Source organism: Pseudomonas sp. Lb2C2, assembly GCF_052112205.1.
Taxonomy (GTDB): Bacteria; Pseudomonadota; Gammaproteobacteria; order Pseudomonadales; family Pseudomonadaceae; genus Aquipseudomonas; species Aquipseudomonas kilonensis.
In genome coordinates this window covers 528,764-553,507 of the sequence record NZ_JAUTYW010000001.1, presented here as the reverse complement: position 1 = coordinate 553,507, position 24,744 = coordinate 528,764, and the positions used below count along the sequence as shown (strand labels likewise).

The 24,744-nt window shown below is 60.3% G+C and carries 12 protein-coding genes; 2 read left to right on the top strand and 10 right to left on the bottom strand.

The window, feature by feature from the left end; all coding sequences use genetic code 11:
- Positions 1-63: 63 nt before the first annotated feature.
- Positions 64-2,742, top strand: coding sequence for an excinuclease ABC subunit A (locus Q7F16_RS02350; RefSeq protein WP_409555542.1), 2,679 nt, complete (start codon positions 64-66; stop codon positions 2,740-2,742).
- 172 nt (positions 2,743-2,914) lie between these two features.
- Here the strand turns inward: Q7F16_RS02350 and hemN are convergent, their stop codons facing one another.
- The 3 genes from hemN to Q7F16_RS02335 form a co-directional block, all read right to left on the bottom strand.
- Positions 2,915-4,303 (bottom strand): oxygen-independent coproporphyrinogen III oxidase, encoded by a 1,389-nt coding sequence (gene hemN / locus Q7F16_RS02345; protein ID WP_409555541.1) that lies wholly within the window; start codon positions 4,301-4,303, stop codon positions 2,915-2,917.
- A complete protein-coding gene (locus Q7F16_RS02340; RefSeq protein ID WP_046062336.1) occupies positions 4,300-5,673 on the bottom strand; it encodes a coproporphyrinogen III oxidase in 1,374 nt (457 codons plus the stop codon). The genes hemN and Q7F16_RS02340 overlap by 4 nt, the downstream gene beginning before the upstream one ends.
- A 95-nt stretch (positions 5,674-5,768) precedes the next feature.
- Entirely contained in the window at positions 5,769-6,212 is a 444-nt protein-coding gene (locus tag Q7F16_RS02335; RefSeq protein WP_046062335.1) for a CopD family copper resistance protein, read from the bottom strand.
- A gap of 415 nt (positions 6,213-6,627) precedes the next feature.
- Between Q7F16_RS02335 and Q7F16_RS02330 the strand changes: the two genes are divergently transcribed.
- The gene (locus tag Q7F16_RS02330; protein ID WP_409555540.1) at positions 6,628-12,240 is read left to right on the top strand and encodes a putative Ig domain-containing protein; all 5,613 of its coding nucleotides are present in this window, start codon (positions 6,628-6,630) and stop codon (positions 12,238-12,240) included.
- A gap of 124 nt (positions 12,241-12,364) precedes the next feature.
- Here Q7F16_RS02330 and Q7F16_RS02325 read toward each other — a convergent pair whose 3' ends face one another.
- From Q7F16_RS02325 to Q7F16_RS02295, 7 genes are all read right to left on the bottom strand, one after another.
- Positions 12,365-13,714 (bottom strand): TolC family outer membrane protein, encoded by a 1,350-nt coding sequence (locus Q7F16_RS02325; protein ID WP_409555539.1) that lies wholly within the window; start codon positions 13,712-13,714, stop codon positions 12,365-12,367.
- A gap of 2 nt (positions 13,715-13,716) precedes the next feature.
- Complete coding sequence (locus tag Q7F16_RS02320; RefSeq protein WP_046062332.1) at positions 13,717-15,087, bottom strand: HlyD family type I secretion periplasmic adaptor subunit; 1,371 nt, start codon at positions 15,085-15,087, stop codon at positions 13,717-13,719.
- On the bottom strand, positions 15,080-16,801 hold the full coding sequence (locus Q7F16_RS02315; protein WP_409555538.1) for a type I secretion system permease/ATPase: 1,722 nt from the start codon (positions 16,799-16,801) through the stop codon (positions 15,080-15,082). Before Q7F16_RS02315 ends, Q7F16_RS02320 begins: the two co-directional genes overlap by 8 nt.
- A 357-nt stretch (positions 16,802-17,158) precedes the next feature.
- On the bottom strand, positions 17,159-18,070 hold the full coding sequence (locus Q7F16_RS02310) for a DMT family transporter (protein WP_409555537.1): 912 nt from the start codon (positions 18,068-18,070) through the stop codon (positions 17,159-17,161).
- A 39-nt stretch (positions 18,071-18,109) separates the two neighbouring features.
- The gene (locus tag Q7F16_RS02305) at positions 18,110-21,625 is read right to left on the bottom strand and encodes a non-ribosomal peptide synthetase (RefSeq protein ID WP_409555536.1); all 3,516 of its coding nucleotides are present in this window, start codon (positions 21,623-21,625) and stop codon (positions 18,110-18,112) included.
- A 36-nt stretch (positions 21,626-21,661) separates the two neighbouring features.
- A complete protein-coding gene (locus Q7F16_RS02300) occupies positions 21,662-22,969 on the bottom strand; it encodes an aminotransferase family protein (protein ID WP_046062328.1) in 1,308 nt (435 codons plus the stop codon).
- A 90-nt stretch (positions 22,970-23,059) separates the two neighbouring features.
- On the bottom strand, positions 23,060-24,310 hold the full coding sequence (locus Q7F16_RS02295; RefSeq protein WP_046062327.1) for an iron-containing redox enzyme family protein: 1,251 nt from the start codon (positions 24,308-24,310) through the stop codon (positions 23,060-23,062).
- Between the last annotated feature and the right edge of the window lie 434 nt (positions 24,311-24,744).

The following is a 24,744-nucleotide window of genomic DNA, read 5'->3' as shown; positions in this document are numbered from 1 at the left end:
CAGTCCATTCTCCATTGCCATAATGCCCCGATGCATTACACCAACGTCCACAAGGAATGCCCGATGCCGCCACGCTCCGCCCCTGCTTCAACCGCCGACCTGCCGCAAGGCACCGGTTTCGTCCGGGTGCGTGGTGCCCGCGAACACAACCTCAAGAACGTCGACGTGGACATCCCCCGCGATGCGCTGGTGGTGTTTACCGGTGTGTCAGGCTCCGGCAAGTCGTCGCTGGCCTTCTCCACGCTCTACGCCGAAGCCCAGCGTCGCTACTTCGAGTCCGTCGCACCCTATGCGCGGCGCCTGATCGACCAGGTCGGCGTGCCGGACGTGGACAGCATCGAGGGCCTGCCGCCGGCAGTCGCCTTGCAGCAACAGCGCGGCACACCCAGCGCACGCTCATCGGTGGGCAGCGTCACCACCCTGTCGAGCTTGATTCGCATGCTCTACTCCCGCGCCGGCAGCTACCCGGCCGACCAACCGATGCTCTATGCCGAAGACTTCTCGCCCAACACGCCACAGGGTGCCTGCCAGCAATGCCATGGCCTGGGCCGGGTCTATGAGGTGACCGAAGCGTCCATGGTGCCGGACCCGTCGCTGACCATCCGCGAGCGCGCCCTAGCCGCCTGGCCCATGGCTTGGCAGGGCCAGAACCTGCGGGACATCCTGGTGACCCTGGGCTATGACGTCGACATCCCCTGGCGCGACCTGCCGAAAAAGCAAAGGGACTGGATTCTCTTCACCGAAGAAACCCCGACCGTTCCCGTCTACGCGGGACTGACGCCGGCCCAGACCCGCGCCGCTCTCAAACGCAAGCTCGAACCGAGTTACCAGGGCACGTTCAGCGGCGCCCGACGCTACCTGCTGCACACATTCATGCATTCGCAAAGCGCGCAGATGCGCAAACGCGTGGCGCAATACATGCGCGCCAGCCCCTGCCCGGTGTGCGAGGGCAAGCGCCTCAAACGCCAGGCGCTGACCGTGACCTTTGCCGGCCTGGACATCGCCGAGCTGTCGCACCTGCCGTTGCTTGAACTGGCCGAGGTGCTCAAGCGTGTCCTGGCGCCCAACTACCTTGCACAGGCCGAAGAAACAGGGGATGTCCTCAGCCACCAGCAAACCCGAGAGGCCCGTGAGCAACGCGCCGCCAGGGGCGATAATCCCCATGCGGGCGGGCCCGACGCCCGCCACACGCCCAACCTCTCCCTGGAGAAACGCCTGGCCGCCCAGCGCATCGCCGCCGAGCTGCTGGAACGAATCACCACCCTCATCGACCTGGGCCTCGGCTACCTCGCCCTGGAGCGCAGCACACCGACGCTTTCGTCCGGCGAACTGCAACGCCTGCGCCTGGCGACACAGCTCAATTCCCAGTTGTTCGGCGTGATCTACGTGCTGGACGAACCCTCCGCCGGCCTACACCCGGCCGACAGCGAAGCGCTGTTTGGCGCCCTGCAACGCCTCAAGGCAGCGGGCAACTCGGTGTTTGTGGTCGAACATGACCTCGATACCATGCGCCGCGCCGACTGGCTCATCGACGTCGGCCCGGACGCCGGCGAACAAGGTGGAAAAGTCCTCTACAGCGGGCCGCCGGCAGGCCTTGGCCAAGTGCCTGAATCACGCACCCGTGGCTACCTCTTTGGTGAAGAACACATTGCGGCACGCAGTTCCCGAGTGCCCGGGGATTGGCTGCGCCTGGAAGGCATCACCCGCAACAACCTCGACAACCTGAGCGCGGCCTTCCCCTTGGGCTGCTTCACCGCCGTGACCGGCATCTCCGGCTCGGGCAAATCCAGCCTCGTCAGCCAGGCCCTGCTGGATCTGGTCGGCGCCCACCTGGGCCAGGCCAGCCCCAACGCCGAACCCGATGAGCAAAACCTGGAAGACGAACCCGTGCAAACCAGCGGCGGGCGCGTTACCGCTGGGCTTGAAGCGGTCAAGCGGCTGGTGCAGGTGGACCAGAAACCCATCGGTCGCACCCCGCGCTCCAACCTCGCCACCTACACCGGGTTGTTCGACCACGTGCGCAAGCTGTTCGCCGCGACAGAGCAGGCGCAAGCACTGGGATTCGATGCCGGACGGTTTTCCTTCAACGTCGCCAAGGGACGTTGCGAAACCTGCGAAGGTGAAGGTTTCGTCAGCGTGGAGTTGTTGTTCATGCCCAGCGTGTACGCGCCCTGCCCCACCTGCCATGGCGCGCGCTACAACCCGCAGACCCTGGCGGTGAGCTGGCAAGGCCTGGACATTTCCCAGGTGCTGCAACTGACCGTGAATCAGGCACTCGAGGTGTTTGCCGAGCAAGCGGCGGCCCGGCGCTCATTGCAAGTGCTACAGGATATCGGACTGGGCTACCTGCGCCTGGGCCAACCGGCCACGGAACTGTCCGGCGGCGAAGCCCAGCGGATCAAGCTGGCGACAGAACTGCAGCGCAAAGCCCGGGGGGCGACGTTGTATGTGTTGGATGAACCCACCAACGGGCTGCACCCCCAGGACGTCGACCGCTTGTTGGTACAGCTGAATCGCCTGGTGGAGGAAGGTCACACGGTGGTTGTGGTGGAACATGACATGCGCGTCGTGGCACAGAGTGACTGGGTCATCGATATCGGCCCGGGCGCGGGCTCCCAGGGCGGGAACGTCGTGGCCTGCGGGGCTCCGGAGGAAGTCGCGGCCTGCCGGGAAAGCCGGACGGCGGAGTTTCTGAAAAGGGCTTTGCAGCCTGGGGAGTCGAAACGAAACCGCTCTCGATAGGGGAAACGAATCATCTGTGGCGAGGGGATTTATCCCCGCTGGGCTGCGAGGCAGCCCCAAAAAAAGCTGATTACATGAACCTGACACACCGCGACGTCAGGTTTCAGGGCCGCTACGCAGCCCAACGGGGATAAATCCCCTCGCCACAGGTATATCAGTTGGTCACCTCACCTCAGACCGTACGCGAATACTGAACCGTCTGGTCCGCCCCCAGGTACGCGTCGAAGGCCATGGCCACGTTGCGCATCATCAATTGCCCCTGGGGCAACAACACCAGCTCGTCGTCGCGAATCTCCAGCAACCCGTCGCCCACCAGCTCCTGGAGCCGCTCCAGGGCATCGGCGAAATACTCGCTGAACCGAATGCCGTAGGCGTTCTCGATTCGGCCAAAATCGATGCGCCCATGACACATCAGTTCGCTGATGACCTCGCGCCGCAGGCGATCGTCGTCGCTCAGCCGATAACCACGCTGCACCGCCAGCAAGCCTTGATCCAACCGGGCGTAATACTGGGAAAGCTCCTTGACGTTCTGGTTGTAGCTGTCGCCCACCTTGCCGATCGAGGACACCCCCAGGCCAATCAGGTCGCAGTCGGCGTGGGTGGAATATCCCTGGAAATTGCGCTGCAGGCTGCCCTGGGCTCGGGCGCGTACCAGTTCGTCATCCGGCAAGGCAAAGTGGTCCATGCCGATGTAGACGTAGCCTGCTTCAGTCAGGCGATTGATGGTCAGCTCCAGCAATTCCAGCTTGCGCTCTGGCGGCGGCATGTCTTCTGGCCGGATCATCCGTTGCGCCCGCACCCGTTGCGGCAGGTGGGCGTAGCTGTAGGCCGCGATCCGGTCCGGACGCAGGGCGATGATCTTGCTCAAGGTGACATCGAAACTGGCGATGGTCTGCAAGGGCAAGCCATAGATCAGATCGACGCTGACCGACTTGAAGCGCGCCAGGCGCGCGGCTTCCACCAGCTCGACGACCTGGGCTTCGCTTTGCACGCGATTGACGGCGATCTGCACCTGGGCATCGAAATCCTGGACGCCAAAGCTCAGGCGGTTGAACCCCAACTGGCGCAGGCCTTGGATCTGTTGCGCATCGATGGTCCGCGGATCGACCTCGATGGAAAACTCATGGGCGTCGCTGTCGTCCATGTCGAACGACTGGTGCAGGCAGTCCATCAAGTCGGCCAGTTGCTCATGGGTCAGGTAGGTCGGCGTGCCCCCACCCAGGTGCAGTTGGGTCAGTTTGCGCGAGCGGTCGAACAAGGCCGCCTGCAGGGCAATTTCGCGCTTGAGGTAGGTCAGGTATTCGACGGCACGATGGGTCTTGCGCGTGATGATCTTGTTGCACGCGCAGTAATAGCAGAGGCTCTGGCAGAACGGGATATGGATGTACACCGATAACGACTTGGGCAGCGGCGCCTGGTTACTGCGCTGGGCAGCCTGCTGGTATTCGTCCATGGCAAAGGCCTGGTGGAACTGCGGCGCCGTCGGATAGGAGGTGTAGCGCGGCCCCGGGCGGTCGTATTTCTCCACCAGGGCACGATTGAAACCGGATGCAGCATTCATGATGGGTTCAACTTTTCAAAAGGGTGTGGACCTGCGTCATCCAGTCCTGGGTCGAACAGATTGCAGATCGCATCGACGTTCAAGCGCCCGGCGGGCAGGATGCCGATAAACCGGCTCGACAGTTCGATCAATCCCTGGTCATGCAACACTTCCAGCGACGGCCAGACGGACGCGAAATGCTCGCGAAACACCAGGCCGAAACGCGCCTCGATGGCCACGATATCCAGCTCCAGGTCACAGGAAAGCTGCTCGGTCACACTCGCTTTGACCTGATCCTGCGCCTCACAGCGCCAGCCGCGACACACCGGCAATTGTCCGGCGTCCAACTGCTGGCAGTATTGATGCAGGTCGTCGGTGTTCTGCACGTACAGGTGCTCGATCTGCGTGATGGCCGACAAACCGAAGCCCACGTGATCACAGCAACCGTGACGGGTAAAACCCTGGCAATTGCGATGCAGGCGTCCGTGCTCCTGGGCCACCGCCAGGTCATCGTCGGCCCTGACGAACTGGCCCAGGCCGATGTAGTGATAACCGGCGCCAATCAGCTGTTCACAGCAGATCTGCCGCATGGCGTCCTTGTCGGCCGGGCTGCAAAACGCGCCGGCCATCCCGGCGTTTTTCGAGCGATAACGATACGGCGCGCGGGCATAGTCGAAAACGTGCAACCGGTCCGGTTCCAGTTCGATCAGCGTCGCCAGTTTCAGGGCGAAACTGCTCGGCGTCTGCCAGGCGTGGCCGTAGCCCAGGTCAATGTTGATGGAGCGAAAACCAAAGGTGCGCGCCGCATCGATCAACGAATGGATCGGTGCCGGGTTCTGGTAGCAATCGACCGACAGATCGCTGTCGACACCAATGTCGGGCACGCCGATGCTGACATGGGTGAAACCCTGGTCACGGATCAGGCCCATGGTCGACCAATCGGTGTGGTGCAGGTCCACCTCGATGCTGTGGTCGCCGCCGTCGTATTCACTGAAGTCGAAGCGCTTGCGCAGGTCACTCATCAGCTTCTGCAGGTGAGCGATCACCGGTGTACCACCGGTCAGGCAAAACTGCTCGACGCGCCGCCCTGCTCCCAGGTGACAACCGACCAACCCCAACTCATAGGTCAGGCGTTGCAGGTAGCCTTCGATCTCGCCGCAGCGGCAGTCACTGGCCAGGGGCGAACACGACGCCAGCCGCAAGCGCGAAGGCAGGTGCACCGCCACGGATAGGGGCCGTCGTTTCTGACGGCTGCTGCGCAACCCTCGAAGCAGGTCGAGCGAGCCGATGCCTGCGTGGAATCTACGTGTACCGACCGGACAATCGAAATCAACCACCACAGGGGCACGTCCCGAGGGTCGCTCACCGAGGGTATGGAACGGGTCGAACATGACAATCTCCGAGTGGCTGTGCGGGAGCAGTTTGTGGGGTAACCCGCCGGGTCACCTTGACCTGTATCAAGCGCCTTGGAACCACGCGCCAGCGCTTACCAGGTGATGTAGAACATGGCCTTGGCCAGCAGCACGATCGCGACCATGTGCAGGAACACGCTGGTATGGATGATGTGCACATAGCGGGCGTTCATGCGTCCGCTCCTGAACAGCCACATGGCCCAGAGGAAATGCCCCAGCACACTGCCCGCCAACAGGATCTTGAGCCCCAGCAGCAAACCGAAGGATGACTGCAACGGCTGCGACAGCACCGGCCAATAGCGCAGCCAGACCATGCCAATGCCCGCGCCGAACAGCACCAGCAGCACCCACGGCATCAACTGCCGGGCGCGTTGGCTGATGCCTTGCTCCAGCAGCACCATGACCTTGGCGGGCAATTGCTTGCGAATGCTCTCCAGGAACAGGACTTCGAAGAAAACCGTGCCGATGAACACCAGCGCGGCAAACAGGTGCAAGGTCAGAAACAGCGGATAACTCATGAGCTTCCTCGGTCGCCCTCTTCAACGGGGCGATGGTTTATTCGAGGTTATCGCGCCATCCCAAAAGTGGGGTTGATGCCAATCAAGGAAAGCGCAATGCCTGCCACACCACCAAACCCTGTGGGAGCGAGCTTGCTCGCGAAAGCGTCGGATCAGTTGCATCGAGGTTGACTGGCGCACCGCTATCGCGAGCAAGCTCGCTCCCACAGGAAAGGGCATCGTCGGCGTTGAGAAAGCGTCAACAGAACGTTACTCCTGCGCAATCCCCACACAACCGCTGATCAGTTAGTCCGGCTTTTTGACACTTTCCCCGATATGCGGTCACAACTTTTGCGTTCCGTTGGGTCATAACTCCGAGGTCGTCGATGGAATATTGGCGTCTACCGAGGTTTAAGCCTGATACGGAGATAAGCTCATGATTTTCAACGTACAAGATTTTGGCGCCAAAGGAGATGGCATCACCGACGACACGGCAGCCATCCAGAGTGCGATTGATGCGGCGGCCGCAGCCGGCGGTGGGCAGGTGTACATGCCGACCGGTACGTACATCGTTTCGGGGGGAGAGGAACCTTCCGATGGCTGCCTGATGCTCAAGAGCAACGTCTACCTGTACGGCGACGGCATGGGCGAAACCACGGTCAAGCTGGCCGATGGCTCCGACACCAAGATCACCGGCATTATCCGCTCGGCCTACGGTGAAGAAACCCACGATTTCGGCGTCAGCAACCTCACCATCGACGGCAACCGCGACAGCACCACCGGCAAGGTCGACGGTTGGTTCAACGGCTACATTCCCGGCGAAGAAGGCTACGACTCCAACGTCACCCTCGACAGCGTCGAGATCAAGAATTGCTCCGGGTACGGTTTCGACCCCCACGAGCAGACCGTCAACATGGTCATCAAGAACAGCGTGTCCCACGGCAACGGCCTGGACGGCTTCGTCGCCGACTTCCTCAGCGACAGCACCTTCGAAAACAACATCGCCTACAACAACGACCGCCACGGTTTCAACGTCGTCACCAGCACCCACGATTTCACCATGACCAATAACGTCGCCTACGACAACGGCGGCAATGGCATCGTGGTCCAGCGCGGCAGCGAAGACATCCCCTCGCCCAGCAACATCACCATCACCGGCGGCGAGGTGTATGGCAACGGCGCCGAAGGCGTGCTGATCAAGCTCTCCAGCGAAGTGACCGTCACCGGCGTCGACATCCACGACAACGCCAGCGCCGGGATCCGCATCTACGGCAGCAACCATGTCGAGGTCCTCGACAACACCCTCAACAACAACTCCCTGGGCGGTGCCGTACCGGAAATCATCATCCAGTCCTACGACGACACCCTGGGCGTGTCCGGCAAGTACTTCAACGGCAGCGACAACCTCATCCAGGGCAACATCATCAGCGGCAGCGACCTGTCGACCTACGGTGTCGCAGAGCGCAACGAAGACGGCACCGACCGCAACGCCATCATCGCCAACACCATCAGCCACACGAGCAAGGGCGCCACATTGGTGTATGGCGACGGCAGCTACGTCAGCGCCACGGTGCCGATGACCACCGTGCAAGGCACGGCGGGCAACGACACCCTGCTCGGCAGCGCCTCCAACGAGATTTTCTACGGCGGCGCCGGCAACGATACGATCAATGGCGCGGCCGGTAGTGACATCCTCGTCGGCGGCGCCGGCATCGACAAACTCACTGGCGGCACCGGTGCCGATACGTTCCGGTTCGTCGCCCAGTCGGACAGTTACCGCAATGCGACCACCAGTTTCGATGACACCATCACCGACTTCGACGTCACCCAGGACAAAATCGACCTCGCCGGCCTCGGTTTCACCGGCCTGGGCAATGGCCGTGGCGGCACCTTGCAAGTCAGCTACAACGCCACCAGCGACCGCACCTACATCAAGGACTTCGACGCCGATGCCAACGGCAATCGCTTCGAGCTGATTCTCTCGGGCAACCTGGTCAGCACCCTGACCGCCAGCAACTTCATCTTCAACCGAGTGGTCACAGGCACCAGCGGCAGCGACTCGCTGCTGGGTAGCGATGCAGCCGACACCCTGCTCGGCCTGGCGGGCAACGACAGCCTCAGTGGCGGCGCCGGCGACGACAAGCTCGACGGCGGCGCAGGCATGGACACCCTCACCGGCGGCACCGGGGCAGACACCTTCGTGTTTTCAAGCCGCCTGGACAGCTACCGCAACTACAACACCGGCGGCGTCAACCTCGGCGACCTGATCACCGACTTCGACATCAGCGCCGACAAGATCGACCTCTCCGCCATGGGTTTCACCGGCCTGGGGGACGGCAGGAACAACACCGTGTACCTGGTGCTCAACAGTGCCGGCACCAAGACCTACATCAAGTCCCTGGAGGCCGACGCCAATGGCAACCGCTTCGAAGTGGCGCTGGACGGCAATTACCTCAATACCCTGAGCAGCGCCAACTTCGTCTTTGCCACCACCTCGCCGACCAACCAGGCGCCGGTGCTGGCCACGCCTTTGCTGGACCAGAACGCCACCGAAAACACCCCGTTCAGCTACGTGGTGCCGGCCACCAGTTTCACTGATCCGGATAACGACAGCCTGAGCTACACCGCCAAGCTCGCCGATGGCAGCGCCCTGCCCAACTGGCTGGTCTTCGATGCCGCCACCCGCACTTTCAGTGGCACGCCACCTGACACCGCGTCGGGCACCTACGCCATCCAGGTCACCGCGAGCGACGGCAGTAACGCCACCGTGAGCGACAGCTTTACCCTTGCCGTGCAGGACGTGCCTGCCGCCATTGTGATCAATGGCACGCCGAACAACGACACGCTGACCGGCACCGCGGCCAATGAGCAACTGTTCGGTGGCGCGGGCAACGACACCCTCAACGGCGGCGCCGGCAACGACATCCTGGTCGGCGGCACCGGGGTGGACAAGCTCACCGGTGGCACGGGAGCCGATGTGTTCCGCTACACCTCCAAACTCGACAGCTACCGCACCAGCTCCACCAGCGCCAGTGACCAGATCCTCGACTTCGACGTGACGGCGGACAAGATCGATGTGTCAGCGCTCGGCTATACCGGCCTGGGCAACGGACTCAACGGCACCCTGCAGATCACTTACAGTTCGTCGACCAACCGCACCTACCTCAAGGACCTGACGGTCGACGCCAATGGCAACCGCTTCGAGGTGTCGCTGGCAGGCAACCTGGTCAGCAGCCTGACGGCCAGTCACTTTGTCTTCGCCGACCAGAACACCCCCAGCAACGTGGCGCCGGTCATAGCCATCCCACTGCTGGACCAGAACGCCAGTGAAAGCACGCCGTTCAGCTACACCGTGGCCAGCAACAGTTTCACCGACGCCAACCAGGATGTACTGACCTACACCGCGACCCTCGCCAACGGCAGCGCCCTGCCCGCCTGGCTGAGTTTCAATGCCACCAGCCTGACCTTCAGCGGCACCCCGACCAGCACCGCGGCAGGCAACTACGACCTGCTGGTCAAGGCCACCGATCCCTCGGGCGCATCGGTCAGTGACAGCTTCGCCCTGGTGGTGGCCGATGCGCCCGCCAACACCATCACCGGCACCAACAACGCCGAAACCCTCAACGGCACGACCGGCGCGGACCTGATCCTTGGCCTGGGCGGCAACGACACGATCAAGGCTGGCACCGGTGCGGACATCGTCGACGGCGGTGCCGGACGCGATTCGCTGTACGGCGGCGACGGTGCCGACACCTTCCGCTACAGCAACCTCTCCGACAGCTACCGCGACTACGACACCGGGGGCGTCACGGCCACCGATACGATTTATGACTTCACCGTCGGCGTCGACAAAATCGATGTCTCGGGGCTGGGTTTTCTCGGCCTTGGCGATGGCAGCAACGGCACGCTGTACATGACCTTGAACGCGGCCGGCGACAAGACCTACATCAAGTCCGCCGAAGCCGATGCCGACGGTAATCGCTTCGAAATCGCCCTCAACGGCAACTACCTCAACACCCTCACCGCCAGCGACTTCGTCTTCGGCGAGCGCGCCCAGCAGGACATCCTCTACCTGCCGACTCTCGGCCAATCCAATGCGCGCCTGCTGCGCATGACCGAGGACGACGACCAGTCCGGTACCTCGATGCTGGTCAATGACCTGGACCGCTACACCACCTACGACGTGCGCAGCCAGTTCACCGATGCCGACGGCAACGGCATCGACATCGCGGTGGGCGGCAGCACGGTCAACGGCCTCTCCACACTCAGCGCCGAGGAGCTACAGCTGTGCTGGTGGCTGACCGACACCAACCAACCCGGGCCGGCACTGTTGCGCGCGGTGACGTTGCTGCGCGACCAGCTCACCGAACTGCAGTCGATCGACAACGTCACCATGGGCATCATCTGGGGCCAGGGCGAGGAAGCCGCCCAGGAAATCGCCCGCGCCACCGACAAGGCAGCGGCAGCAGCGGCCTACAAGGCCGCGACCCTGAAGGTGTTCGACTACTTGCACGCCCAGTTCGGCAATTTCAGCGTGTACCTGATGGAAACCGGTCATTACTCGGAGGACGCGGCCCGGGCCCGGGGTTATTCGGAAGAGAAAATCGCCTCCATCGTCGAGGGTGTCGGTTATGTGCGGGCAGCCCAGGAAGCCATCGCCGCCGAGCGCGCCGACGTCAAGCTGGCGTTGGACTACACCGACCTGCCCTTGCGCTACGAAGTCGACCCGCTGGTGTACCCCGATGATGTCTGGCACCTGCACGAGGAGTCGGCGGAAATCGTCGGCCAACGCCTGGCGGACTACATCGCCGATGACCTGGGCTTCCAGGGCAATCCTAACGACAACAACAGCGTGCAGGACATCTTCGACAACGCCCAGAACCAGGGCGGGATGATCGCCGGTACCGACCAGGACGACACCCTGGTGGGCAGTTCGGGCAACGACACGCTGGACGGTGACCTGGGCGCCGACACCCTCACCGGTGGCGACGGCAACGACATCTACGTGGTCGACAACGCCTTCGACAGCGTGGTGGAAACCAACACCTCGACCGCGCAGATCGACACGGTGCAAGCCTCGGTCAGTTGGACACTGGGGGCCAATCTGGAGAACCTGGTGCTCACCGGTGTGTCGGACATCGACGGCACCGGCAATGAACGACGCAACTTCATCACCGGCAATACCGCCAACAACATACTCAACGGCGCCGCCGGGGCAGACAGCATGAGCGGTGCCGACGGGGACGACACTTACTTTGTCGACAATGCCGATGACAGCGTGATCGAGACCAGCACCAACGCGGTGACGGGCGGGATCGACAGCGTGCACAGCAGTCTGGCGGCCTACACCTTGGGCAATAACGTCGAGAACTTGTATGTCGACAGCACCGGCGCTGCCAATGGCACCGGCAACGCCCTGGACAATACGCTGTTCGCCGGCGCCGGCAACAATGTACTGGATGGACGCGATGGCATTGATACGGCGAGCTATGAACGTGCGCTGTCTGGCGTGACCGTCAACCTCTCGACGTCGGCGCAACAGAACACCGTGGGGTCCGGGCTCGACACCTTGAAGTTCATCGAGAACCTGAAGGGAAGCGCCTACGCCGACACGCTGTCGGGGAACAGCGCGGCGAACGTCCTGGATGGAGGGGCCGGCAACGATACGCTGGTGGGTGGTTCGGGCGATGACCGGCTGATCGGCGGCGCGGGCACCGACAACCTCAGCGGTGGCACGGGTGCGGACACCTACGCATTTGGTGCGCTGTCGGACATGGGCGTCGGGGCTTTGCGCGATGTGATCAGCGGCTTCAAGAGCGCGGAGTTCGACAAGTTGGACCTCACCGACCTGGACGCCAACCCGCTGACCGCCACAGTCGATGCCTTCACGTTCATCGGCAGCAGCGCCTTCGATCCCAGCAACGCCACCGGCCAACTGCGCTTCGTCGATGGCATCCTCTCCGGCAGTACCAACGCCGACGCCACCCCCGAGTTCGAATTCGAACTGGTCGGTGTCAAGGAGCTGCACGCCAGCGACTTCACCGCCTGATTGCCCCCTGCGCAGGCTTGCCCGCAATAGCGGCGGCACATTCAGCATGGATGCTGACTGACCCACTGCTATCGCGAGCAAGCCCGCACACAGGGATAAGTTGCAAACTTGAACCCTGGACTGTCTAGAACAAACTCTGCACCTGTTCCAATACCGCGCGGTTCATCTGGCCGGTGTGGGTGTGCAGGCTCACATAGCTTTGCAGCATGTCGAGCTTGGTGTTGAGCAGGTCCCGACGGGCCTGGAACAGCCGCTGCTGCGCGTCAAGAATATCCACCGTGGAACGCACGCCGCCCTGGAAGCCTTTTTCCGTCGAGGTCAGTGCTCGCTGATTGGACTCCACCGCCCGTTGCATGGCCTTGCTCTTGGCAAACCCGGCGACGACGCCCAGGTAATCAGCCTCGATATCCTCGGCCAGTTGCTGGCGTTGCACGTCGTAGTCGGACTGGGCGCCGGCCAGTTGCGCTTCGGCCTTGGCCACCGACGCCCGTACCGCCCCGCCGCGATACAACGGAATATCCAACTGCACACCCACGTAGTAAGTGTCCTGGCGCGGGTCGAGTTCCTGGTATTGACGGGTTTCCCGGCGGGTCAACTGGGTGGTCAGCGACAAGGTTGGATAATGCCCGGCGCGCTGGCTGTCGGCCTGGGCCTCGGCCACTTTCACCGCCGCCAGTCGGGCGGCCAGCTCGGGGCTCGCCTCGCGGGCAATCGCCGTCCAGTACGGCAAGTCCTGTTCCGGCGGGATCGGGCTACCGGCGGCCAATTCTTCGCGCATCGGCAGGATGTCATCGATCGGCACGCTGGCACGCCCGGACAAGGCCCGCAAGGCCGCCACTCGGCGCGCCTGGGCTTCAGCCTCCTGGGCTTGCACCAGGTCGAGCCGCGCCTGGGCTTCGTCGATATCGGTGATCGCACCCTGGCCGCCCTCATAGAGTTTTTTACTCTGGATGACCAAGCCATGGATGGCCGCCTTTTGCTGCTGGATCAGCTTGATCTCATTCTCGGCCCGGGCGACGTCGAAATACCCCTTCGCCACCCGGTCATACAGAGTCTGGCCGGCCACATCGAACACCTGGGTGCCCAGTTGACCGCGCGCCTTGCCCTCCTGATACGCCGCCCAGCGTGCCTTGTCGTAGAGCGGCTGTTGCGCCGCCAAGGTGACGTTGTTCGCCTGGTAATCGTTGCTGTTGACGTAACTGCTGTCGTCACCACCGTCGGTCCGCCCGCCGTAGCCGTAGCGCGAGCTCAGCGACACTTGCGGGTAAAGGCCGCCACGCCCGATGTCCTCTTCATGCCGCGAAGCTTCAAAGGCGTGGGCCGCCGACTGCACGGTCGGATCGTTGAGGCGCGAAGCATCGTAGGCGGAGGTCAGGCTCAGCCCCCCCTCAGCGGCCCACAGCGGATTGAGCGCCGCCCAACCCGCACACAGGCTCAGCAATACATGCAAACGGTAGCGGCAACGATCGACCATGCTCATTCCTCCTTGAAGGCTGCAAGCAAACGTTCACGCAAAGGCTTCATCAGGTAATTCATCAAGGTGCGCTCGCCCGTCACCACCGTGACGTCGGCGAGCATGCCCGGGCGCACCAGCAGGCCGGCGCTCTGCAACGCAACCACGGTGTCGGCAGGAATCTCGACCTTGGCGGAGAAGTACGGTTGGTGTGTCTGCTCATTGATCAACTGGTCCGCCGACACTGTGGTCACCGTGCCGGTAACCGTCGGCGTATCCACCCGTTGCAGTGCGGTGAAATGCACGTGCACCGGCAGGCCCGGGCGCAGTTTGTTGGCCATCAGCGGCTCGAAACGCGCGGTGATCGCCATCGGCGCATCCAGCGGCACGACCTGCATCAGGGTCTGGCCGGCCTGTGCCACACCGCCGACGGTATGAATGCTCACGTCCATGACCTGCCCGGCCACCGGCGCTCGGATCGCACCGTTGTCGACTTCAAACTGCAAGGCACGAATCTGATCGGCGTAACCGGCGGCCTCGGCCGAGACTTCGCTGAGCTGGGTTTCGGCATCGCGACGGAACTCCTGCTGCGCCTGCAAGGCCTTGAGCCGGCTTTCGTTGATCGCCTGGCGAGTCCTGCCGACATCACCCACCCCAGAGGCGATCTGCCCCGCCAACTGGGCCGCGTTGCGCTCGGCCTCGAAGAGTTTGTTGCGCGGAACGTAGCCTTCCCGGGCCAGATCGCGCAGGCCTTCGAGCTCCTGCTGCTGGAAGCGCATCTGCGCGTCGTAGTTGCGCTTGACGCCTTCGTAACCAAGCAATTGCTGCTGCAAGGCCGCGGCTTCGTGCTCTATGATCTGCAAGCGGCTGCCCAGCTCCGCGCGGCGGGTGATGAACAACTGGCTCTGCAAGGCCATGGCCGCCTTGACCCGCGGTTCGTCGGCGTGGGCCAGCAGTTCCGCGGGCCATTGGATCTCGGTACTGCCCAGGCGCTCGGCAATCAAGCGCGCCTCGATGCTGCGATCGTTGAGGAGTTTGCCCAGGGTCACGTCCAGTTGCGACTGCGCCTGCACCGTATTGAGCTGCACGAGCAATTGCCCCTGGGTGACGCGGTCGCCATCGCTGACCAACAGTTTTTCCACCACCCCGCCGACCAACGACTGCACCGCCTTGCGCTCCCCCGCCACCACCACAGTGCCGCTGCCTACCACCCCTTGGTCGAGCGGCGCGAGGCAGGCCCAGAGCAGGAAACCGCCCAGCGTCAGGACCAGGAATCCCATACCATAACGCGCCGCGCTCCCGGCATCGGTACTGGCGCTGGGCAGCGTCGTGGTGCTGCGCACGCTCAGCCCTTGCTCGCTGTACGCTTGTGCCCCTGGAGTCAGATCACGCATCGCCGCCCGCCTCCCTGACTGCGGCCGGTCTCGGCCCCGGCATCAATGCCTTGAGCACCCGGTCCCGTGGCCCGAACGCTTGTTGAGTACCGTCCTTGAGCACCAGGATGTGATCGACCACCGCCAGCACACTGGGCCGGTGAGTAATCAACACCACGGTGCTGCCGGCCGCCTTGAGCGCACTGATAGCCTGCACCAGCGCCAGCTCACCGGCGTCATCGAGATTGGAGTTGGGCTCATCGAGCACGATCAGCGATGGTCGTCCGTAGAGCGCGCGGGCCAGGCCCAGGCGTTGTTTCTGCCCACCGGACAAGCCAAGTCCGCCGGGACCCAGCGGCGTGTCGTAGCCCTTGGGAAAGCGCAGGATCATTTCGTGGATACCAGCATGACGCCCGGCGGCGATGATCTTGTCGGCGTCCTGCTCACCGAAACGGGCGATGTTGTCGGCGACCGTGCCATCGAACAACTCGATGTCCTGTGGCAGGTATCCAAGGTAAGGCCCCAAGGCGTCGTGGGACCACTGGCTGATCTCGGCATCGTCCAGGCGCACCGACCCGCCCATGGCCGGCCAGACCCCGACCAAGGCGCGCGCCAGTGTCGATTTACCGCTGGCGCTGGGCCCGACCACCGCCAGCACATCGCCTTTGGCGAGGCTGAAATTGATCCCGCGCAGGATCGGCTGCGAAGCACCTGGCGGACCGACATACAACTGCTCCAGGCGCACCGCACCGGTCGGTGGCGGCAACGGCATGCGCAGACGCTCGCGCGGATGCTGGGCCAGCAATTGGCTCAGGCGCTGGTAGCTCTGGCGTCCGGCGTTGAATTGCTTCCACGAGCCGATGGCGATTTCCACGGGGGCCAGGGCTCGCCCCAGCAACAGCGACATCGCAATCATCATGCCCGCCGACAGTTGGCCTTCGAGCACCAGCAAGGCCCCCAGGCCCAAGGCCAGGGACTGCCCGGAGATACGCACGAAACGGGTCATCGAGGTGATACGCGCGCTGCGGTCGCTGGCATGGGCCTGGGCGGCAATGATCCGTTGCTGCAACAGGCTCCAGCGCTGACGCAGCGGCCCGAGCATGCCCAGGGCCTGAATGACTTCGGCATTGTGCAGCGTGCTGTTCACATAGATCGACGACTGCACCCCCAGCCGATTGGCCTCCCCCAGGCGCGCTCGCGTCGCCAGTTCTCCCCACAGCGCCAGGCCGATCAGCACCAAGGCCAACACCAGTGTCAGCACGCCGAACCAGGGGTGAAAGATGAACGCCACCAGCAGGAAGATCGGCAGCCAGGGTGCATCGAGCAAGGCGATCAGGCCCTGCCCGGTAATCAACTGGCGCAGCGTCGCCAGATCGGTGAGCACTTGCGCCGGGTTGGCGTTGTGCTCGCGCAGGCTGCGGGCAAAGGCAGCGTCGAAAATCCGCTCACCCAAGGCTTCGTCCAGCCCCGCGCTCATGCGAATCATCACCTCGCCACGGACCCACTCGATCAAGGCGCTGAACATGAATAGCCCCAAGGCCATCAAGGTGAGCATGAACAAGGTGGTTTCGTTGCGGCTGGTCAGGACCCGGTCGTAGACCTGCATCATGTAGAGCGACGGCACCAGCACCAACAGATTGATCACGCCACTGAACAATGCCAGGGCCCAGAACACCCGGCGGTAGCTCAATAAGGCAGCATCAATGTCATGACGCGGATCGAGTAGAAAGCGCATAAAAAGTCAACCCGCAATAGGAATAGTCGGTCCTGGCGCAATCCATCGCGAGTTACTTGCCCTAAGGCGTCAAAAAAAAGAGCGTCATGTTGCTGACGTGCAGCTATCTGAGCCGATCGTCGCCGCTACGGACGCCAACTACTGACAACGCATCCACTGGTTAGTGCCGGTTCGACGGGCTGGGTTTTTGAGGGGAGTGACAGACGGAAATACCACACGTCAAGACTGAGGTTTTTCAGTCTTGAACAGGCGCTGGGAATAGACCCTTCGGCTTATGGTTGCAAGTACGCCCCCAACAGGACCTGTCGGGGGCGTACGTTTGACTTCGGCACCTGAACGACTCGGTGCAATCTTTCATCAGGCCGCCTTGCTCAGGGGCGCCTCGCGAGCCTGGCTTCTATCTCCAACCAGACACAGCAACAGCGACAAGACGATCGCACCGATGCTGATATTCATCCACGGCGTAATTTCTTCATCGAGCAGTAACGCCGACCATGCGATGCCTGCTACCAGCGCAGCGAAACTGGCGAATGACACATAAATCCCACCGGCCCGGCGTACCAATTCGAAGAAGGACCAGACCTCCACCGCCGTGACCAGAACCAGCAACGTCACCTCCGGCCCATGCTGGACCAGCCCTTGATACCCCGCCTCCGACGTCGACGTCATGAACAATGGCAATGCCAACAACGCCGCAATCACCGATTCATAGGCCGCCATGGTGAACACGCCTAACCCCTTGGGCCAGGCTGCGGCGACATACAGGTTGTACAGCGCGTAGCTCACCGGAACGCCAATGGCTGCGGCCAGCCAAAGCCTTGACGAGCCCTCGGGAAGCGCCGCGCTGGGCAGCAGTAACATCATGGCAGCGCTGATTCCCAAGGCAGCACATGACAAATGCCAGACAGTTACCGTTGCCAAGCGCAGGATAAACCCCAGCAAGATGCAAAAAACCGGAGTACTGGTGACGATCAGCGTGAGCAGCGTCGAATCGATGTACGGTGCCACGATCAGCTCAAGCCATATTGGAAAGGCATACCCCAAGACGCTGCAAATGATGAGGAACACCCACCAGGACGCATTGATGCGCCACGAACTGCGGCTGACTGCCATGAGCGCCATGAATGCCATGGCAACGCCGAACAGCGTCGGAAACAGAATAAGATCGGCTTGAACCCCTGTGCTGGTAATTTTCTTTACCAGCACGAAATGCAGCCCCCAGGTACTTCCCATCAGCGCGAGCAAAAGAAAGTTGATGTAACGGGTCATGCGTTAACTCCTTGTCTAAACGCTTCCAGCTCTACGATATCAATGCGCGAAAGCTTGAGCATGGGAAGATACCCGGGCAGATCCGGCCAACACGGCCTCAATCATTTGCTCAGGGGTAAGGCCGAAAGGTTGACCATGTTCCCAGCACTCACGTGAAGCGATAGCCTCGGTGATTGCCAGGTCATCGATGCAACCGGACAACGATAACGATTTCACTACCGCGAATACCCTCAAGGCTTCAGCATCTTCCGGCACCCTGACAATGCGAGCATTCAACGCAGCAAGCCACGTTGACGAATTAACCAGCGAGAAATCTTTCAACCGGTGACGCATGGCAGCGTAGATTTCATCCATCGTGTAGCTTTTGTTGGAGCACAAGTGATAAATCCTTGCACCTGACACGGATTGGCGTAACCCGCTCACGACAGACGAAGCGATTTGCTCAGCGATACGGTCCACCGGACAAATTTCCAACTGCATCGGCATGATCGGGAACTGGCCTATCCGCTGGCAAACGCTCAGGAACTGGTAGACATAATCGTTACGAGCTTCTTCAAGGTTCATGCTGCTTCCCCAAAGTCGTCCACATCGATAGATCGTCGCCTTCAGTCCGGAGGTCGCACAGTGTTCCAATAACATCTCGGTCATCCACTTACTTTGCAGATAGCCGGAAGCCACGTTATCGACTTCCATGATTTTGGTTTCCGGCGTAGCCAGGAGAGATGGTTTTGTATCGAACAAGGCCAGGGATGAAATGAAATGAAAACTGGCTTTACTCGCAAGCGCCAGATTTATGAGATTCAGGCTCCCTTGGACATTGGTCGTCACCAACTTCGAATAGGGCGACAACATGTTGGTATCGGCGGCGCAATGAACAATATCGCTGACGCTGCGTTGCAAGGCATACAAACCCTTTTCGTCGAGACCGACGTCATTCTGATCCAGATCGCCAACGATAATGTGCAGTCTCCGCAGCGCTTCATTTCTCACGCCGAGCAATTGTGTGAGCTTTTTATGCGGGGATTCGGTGCTGCCCATGGGAGAACGCACCAAGCAATAAATGGGACGCTGCGTGCTCTTGAGCAATGCGCGGACCACATGACGCCCAAGCAGTCCCGTTGCCCCCGTCACCAATATACCGTCCTTGGCGCAACTGACTCGTGGCGCACCGTGGCGAATCAAGCCACTGAGTCGTTCAAGCTCAGCGTAGCGCCAGTCCTTGAAGTCTCGTGGGCGTTTTTTTGCGATTTCAGGGCCGCCAACATCGTTCAAGATGGCCCCCATGCTGGGGTATTCATAGAGTGTGGAAAGCGGCCACTCGTGCCCGCTGTGTTTCTGTAACAGCATCGCCAAGCGTACAATTTCCAACGAATCCGCCCCATTTTCAACAAGGCTGGCATCCCAATTCAGTTCACGACCGCCCAACGTCGACTGTATTTCCCGGGCAATTTCGCTTCCCGCAAAAGGGCACGACAGATCTTTGCTCGTTGCGTCTACAACCGCCATTGCGAGCCCTCTTACTGCGTTGTAATCGATCTTTCCAGCCAGATTACGCGGTATTTCGTCGAGCAGGATGAAGCTGTTCGGAACCATGTAGGATGGCAGGTCCAACATCAATTGTTGACGTAACGCCAGTTGCGACACCTTCATGCCGGGCATCAGTTGAACGACACAAAGAAGCTTGCTATCACTGCCGGCGTCCGTCATGAAAACGCAGCAGTCAGACACTTCCGGTAGTGTTCGAACAATGGACTCGATTTCACCCAGGCTGATCCTGAAGCCTTGCCGCTTCACCACGTTATCCATGCGTCCGTGATATTCCAACGCTCCATCGCGGCCAATGCGTCCCAAGTCTCCGCTTTTGTAGTAGCGGCGCAGGCTCCGATCGTTTTCCACCCGCACAAAGAATTTTTCCGCCGTCATGTCCGGATTGTGCAAATACCCCTCGGCCACACCTGGGCTGGATATGCATATCTGCCCCATTGCGCCGAGCGGCGCAGGTTTATCAAAACGGTCCAGCAAGACAATTCGGCTACCGGCGATGGGCCGACCAATAGAAATGTCGTTTCTTGAATCGTCATCCGTATCAGGACGTCGTACTCGCTGGAGAGCGGTAACGACGGTCGTCTCGGTCGGGCCATAGGAATTGATCAACGTCGGGCGCGGCGCGGGGAGACGGTACCAGTTGTGTATGTCTGATTTGTAAAGGGCTTCTCCCCCAATCACGACCAGATTAACGCAAGAAGGAAATCGCAGGTGTTGGGAAGTACAAGCCAGGCTGAGTTCTCGCCAATACCCGGTCGGCAAGTCAAGAAAAGTAATCTGCTGTTCGTCGAGGAACTGCAGAAAGCTGGCAGGCTGCAAATCGACGGATGAATCACGGATAACCATTGTTCCACCAGCCATCAGGCAACAATAGATTTCTTCGACAGAGGCGTCGAACGAGACCGTCGCAAACTGCAGGACCTTGTCCTGGCTCGTAAGGCCGAACGAGTGCCTGGCCACGCTGGCGTAATACGAGAGCGAGGCGCGAGAGATCAATACACCCTTTGGCCGCCCCGTGGTCCCGGAGGTAAACAGTACATATCCGCACCGTGGCTCGTCGTCCGGTTGAGCTGCGCTCAGGGAGAGTCCCTGCGCCACGACAGCATCGCCTTCTACAACCCAGCCTACCCGCGCATCTTCAAGCATCAGCTTGCTTCGCTCAGGAGGAAGCTGCGGGTCTATCGGAATGTAGATAGCGTCCAGCGAGAGAACCGCCAAGGCCGCAACGACGAAGTCGCCGGACCGGGACATTCGCAACGCGACTCGACTGCCCGGCCTCACGCCTTGACCTGCCAGTTTGGCGGCCAGCTTGCGGATGTCAGCCGACAACTGGCCATAACTGATCACCCGGCCAGCGTCGCAAATCGCCACTTTGTCCGGGTCGCGGCAGACGTGGCCATCGAAAGCCTCCAGTACATCCTGCTGATCGACGCCATGCAGTTTTCCCAGCAACTCGGAATTCGAATGTTCCGGGCGGGCACGTTCCACGAGGTCCGCTACAACGAAACTATTTTCGTGCTGCAATGCAGAGGCGACGCCATGCAATGTATCGAGCATCTCATGGGCCAGGCTTCGCTCGAGAAGCTGTCCATCAAAGACCAATTCGACGTCGGTCTCGCTGACGCACATCTGCAGTCGAGCGGCGCCAAATACGCCTGGGCACTGTTCGGTGTCGGACCAGGCGCGGACCTGCCACGAAGTATGCTGCGCGCCAGGGATAGCCCCCAGCGATACCTTGCAGCAATCGAGAAGTTTACGGGCCGGCGCCTGCAAGTCGATGTTCGGGCAGTCAACCTGCCCTCGGCGCGATACGACTGTGCAGTTCAAGTTTTCGACCCAATTGGCGTACCAGCTAGCCGTGATGAGCCAGGCCGCCAGTAGCCGGGCATCCAGGTCAGAGTCCGAAGTAGCCCGTTCAAGCCTGATCGACGCCTCGGTCACGGCGCATTCCCCGGCATGGGTTTGTGGACTTCGCGCCGGACCTGTGTGTTCGATTTCATCGAAGGTCATCTCTAATAATCCTTTATAGGTGAGTCGCAACGACAATCAGCCTAAGGCGGCGACAATCACTCGGCAGAGATGGTCGATCTGCTCTCGATTGATGCAGAGCGGCGGGGCAATTTCTATCGTGGGATCGTTTCGGGTGTAATACAAAGAGGTGATGATCCCGTTGTTCAACAAACGCTCTCGAATCACTTTCACTTCCTCGGCTGTGGCAGGTGCCGAAGAGTTGCTTGACCGCAGGTGGATCGCCTGAAGCAAACCAGTACCGGTGAGCCCGGAGACTTTCGGGTGGTTCCCAAACAAGTCTTGAAGCACACCTTTCAAGTAAATGCCCATGGACGAGGCGTTTTCAAGCAACCGCTCGCGCTCGAGAATCCCGATATTTTCAAGGGCGGCGGCGGCCGCAGCCGGACGACCGCCAAACGTAGCGCCATGGGCGAACATGCTGTCCTCGCCCTGGGCAAAAACCGACGCGACCCGCTCGCTGACAATCGTCGCGCCGAGCGAGTCGTATCCGCTGGTAAGCCCTTTCGCGCAAATAATAATATCGGCCTCAAGTCCATACTGCTCGGCGCTGAACCAACTGCCCAGGCGCCCGAACCCGGTAATGACTTCATCGACGATCAGCAACGCGCCGGTTTCCTCGCGCAAGCGCTTCAAGCCATCAAGATATTCAGCAGTAGGGGTTACCATGCCATTGCTGGTTTCAACCGTTTCAATCAATACGCCTGCAACATCCTTACCCAGGCCTGGCGTAGCGTGGAGCACGTCGCTGAGAGGGTCTGTACTGTCCTGCATCGAAGCAATGGTGGCAGTCATGGGCAAGAGCGGGCCAAACTCTTCCTTAAGCGCCGCGAATCCACATACGGACAGCGCGCCCAGCGTGACACCGTGGTAAGCATGGTCGCGAGACACCAGCCATTTCCGCTCGGGTTCGCCATTCCTGACCGCGAATGCCCGAGCGATTTTCAATGCAGTCTCTACTGCCTCCGAACCGCTATTGGTAAAGAACACCCGAGCATTGGCGCCGACAACAGGTGATGCCAGGCCGGCGAGCGTCTGGGCTAATCGGGAAGAATAGGGGTTTGAAAAACTGAACGGGGAGCAGAACGCCAGCTTCTTGGCTGCTTCACTGGCCGCATCAATAATCGAATCACGCCCATAACCCACATTCACGCAATACGCCCCGCTGATGGCGTCCATATACCGACGGCCTTCCGAGTCTGTTACATAGATCCCTTGCGCTTCGATTATGGATGAAGGGAACGCATCGGTTTTACCAATCTGGTCGGAGGGGAAAAAATGAAGCCAGGTATTGTTATTATCAGATGAAACGTTTTCTTTAGACATGCAAGGTCCTTACGCTTCAGAAACTGAGCGCTTTAATCATCAGGTATCGGCTGATAAACGACTGATCCATGACCAGTCGCATTATTGATATTAGTTATAACGCGCGCCATCGCTCCCGGCCTTTAAATGGGCAGCGGTAAACGGTGGAAGACGAATGAGTCCGGACTCGGCTGACAGACTCGCGGCCAGAGGATCGGTGAGATAAATCTTACTATCACCTTGAAGGTCGATAATGAGTTCCTGGGCCGAAAAAAGATGCTCCGTCGCGCCGGGAGCCACTCGATTGGAAAGGGACAGGCTTGAATTCGACGCGGCGGCAGGCTCCGCAACAGTGCCATTAAGTATCTGATGATCAAGTTCAAGGCCGAAGATATCCTGGTAGATCATCAACTCCACAAATCCACGCAAGATATGAGGGGCGGCGGCATCACCGAAGCGATCCAGCGCATGACCGATCAGATTATCAAGCACCCAGCGACCATGGGCTTGGTCGACCGAGGTGTGAACATCGAAATAATGACAATCCACCCTCCCTCGGTATATCTCGCGAACCGATTCCCCCAGCTGTTTTTGCCACACGATAAAACAGGCTTCGTTACGGAAAAAAGCGCCGAGGTAACGCAAGAACTTACTCTTGTCGTGGCAGATTTGGTACGTGTAGGCCGAAACCAACATATTGCTGGTGAGGAAATGATCCTGATACGCATCCGGCGTATCGCTCAGGCCCAGATCAAGCATGGTTTTTTCGTACAGGTGGCTGTGCTTGTCTTCCGGCACACCATTACCCATTTCATCTTGATAGATGCGCAGCAGATGGGACTGCAGGGTGCCGAACGCGCCAGTCGCGTACAGGCCCATCGGAGCCCCTTCAATAAGAAACTCAATCGAGAACTGTGTCAGTAAGCTCCTCATCAGCCCTTGGGAATTAGGGTCGTTGAGAATATAGGAGAGCGTCGGATCGAAGTCGCCATTCTTCAGGCGAGCGAACTCTTCATCCAAGTGAATGCCAAAAAAAGTCTTCAACTGTTCGGCCGAGACGGAGAAATCCACTTTATCCAACTGTGCACTGACCGGCGCAAACACAACAGCCTCAAGGGTTCGCAACTCATCCAGCGCTTTCTTACTTTTGTCCCGACCGTATCGCTCGTCAAGATGCTGTTGGATATCCCCATCAATTTCTTTATTCAGAAAAAGCATGTCTTGTTCATAACAACCGATCAGGCGCTTCACATTTTTATTCATGCGAACACCCAGCAACTCCTCCGTGGCCAGGTCAAGTTCGACCAACTGCCCATTGGGAAGTTGGTAATCAAGGCGAATGGAGCCATCCAAATATTTCATAGAATCCCTTTCACTGAGGTGTTATTACCCCTGCACCAAGAGGCTGGCACAAGCATTATTTAGGCGACTGTTTTATTTCATTTGGGTGAAATATTTTTATCGAGTCAGGAACCAAGCCTCGATAGAAATGAGGGCGTGAAGCAGCAAAAGCCTGCTGCCTCGCGAGGAAACAAGGTACGGAAGTACAAAGTCGGGAGCAGCAGGACGCCGCGCAGATAGTTAAGAACAACAGGAAAGATCGAGACGTGCGGAGAGGAACAGAAGTGCATTTAATTCATTCCTTGAATAACTTTTCCTGGATCCAATCTTATAGTCGCAAAAATGTCGCTGTCAACGTCAAAAGATGCAAACAGATGTTCAATATTATTCTCACCGCTTTTAAGCTTCCACGAAACTCAGGGCATGACTATTTAAAAAAAACCAGCACTTTCAAG

Coding starts and splice junctions, on each gene's coding strand:
- Q7F16_RS02350 (WP_409555542.1), top strand. CDS start 64: ATGCCGCCACGCTCCGCCCCTGCTTCAACCGCCGACCTGCCGCAAGGC.
- hemN (WP_409555541.1), bottom strand. CDS start 4,303: ATGAATGCTGCATCCGGTTTCAATCGTGCCCTGGTGGAGAAATACGAC.
- Q7F16_RS02340 (WP_046062336.1), bottom strand. CDS start 5,673: ATGTTCGACCCGTTCCATACCCTCGGTGAGCGACCCTCGGGACGTGCC.
- Q7F16_RS02335 (WP_046062335.1), bottom strand. CDS start 6,212: ATGAGTTATCCGCTGTTTCTGACCTTGCACCTGTTTGCCGCGCTGGTG.
- Q7F16_RS02330 (WP_409555540.1), top strand. CDS start 6,628: ATGATTTTCAACGTACAAGATTTTGGCGCCAAAGGAGATGGCATCACC.
- Q7F16_RS02325 (WP_409555539.1), bottom strand. CDS start 13,714: ATGGTCGATCGTTGCCGCTACCGTTTGCATGTATTGCTGAGCCTGTGT.
- Q7F16_RS02320 (WP_046062332.1), bottom strand. CDS start 15,087: ATGCGTGATCTGACTCCAGGGGCACAAGCGTACAGCGAGCAAGGGCTG.
- Q7F16_RS02315 (WP_409555538.1), bottom strand. CDS start 16,801: ATGCGCTTTCTACTCGATCCGCGTCATGACATTGATGCTGCCTTATTG.
- Q7F16_RS02310 (WP_409555537.1), bottom strand. CDS start 18,070: ATGACCCGTTACATCAACTTTCTTTTGCTCGCGCTGATGGGAAGTACC.
- Q7F16_RS02305 (WP_409555536.1), bottom strand. CDS start 21,625: ATGACCTTCGATGAAATCGAACACACAGGTCCGGCGCGAAGTCCACAA.
- Q7F16_RS02300 (WP_046062328.1), bottom strand. CDS start 22,969: ATGTCTAAAGAAAACGTTTCATCTGATAATAACAATACCTGGCTTCAT.
- Q7F16_RS02295 (WP_046062327.1), bottom strand. CDS start 24,310: ATGAAATATTTGGATGGCTCCATTCGCCTTGATTACCAACTTCCCAAT.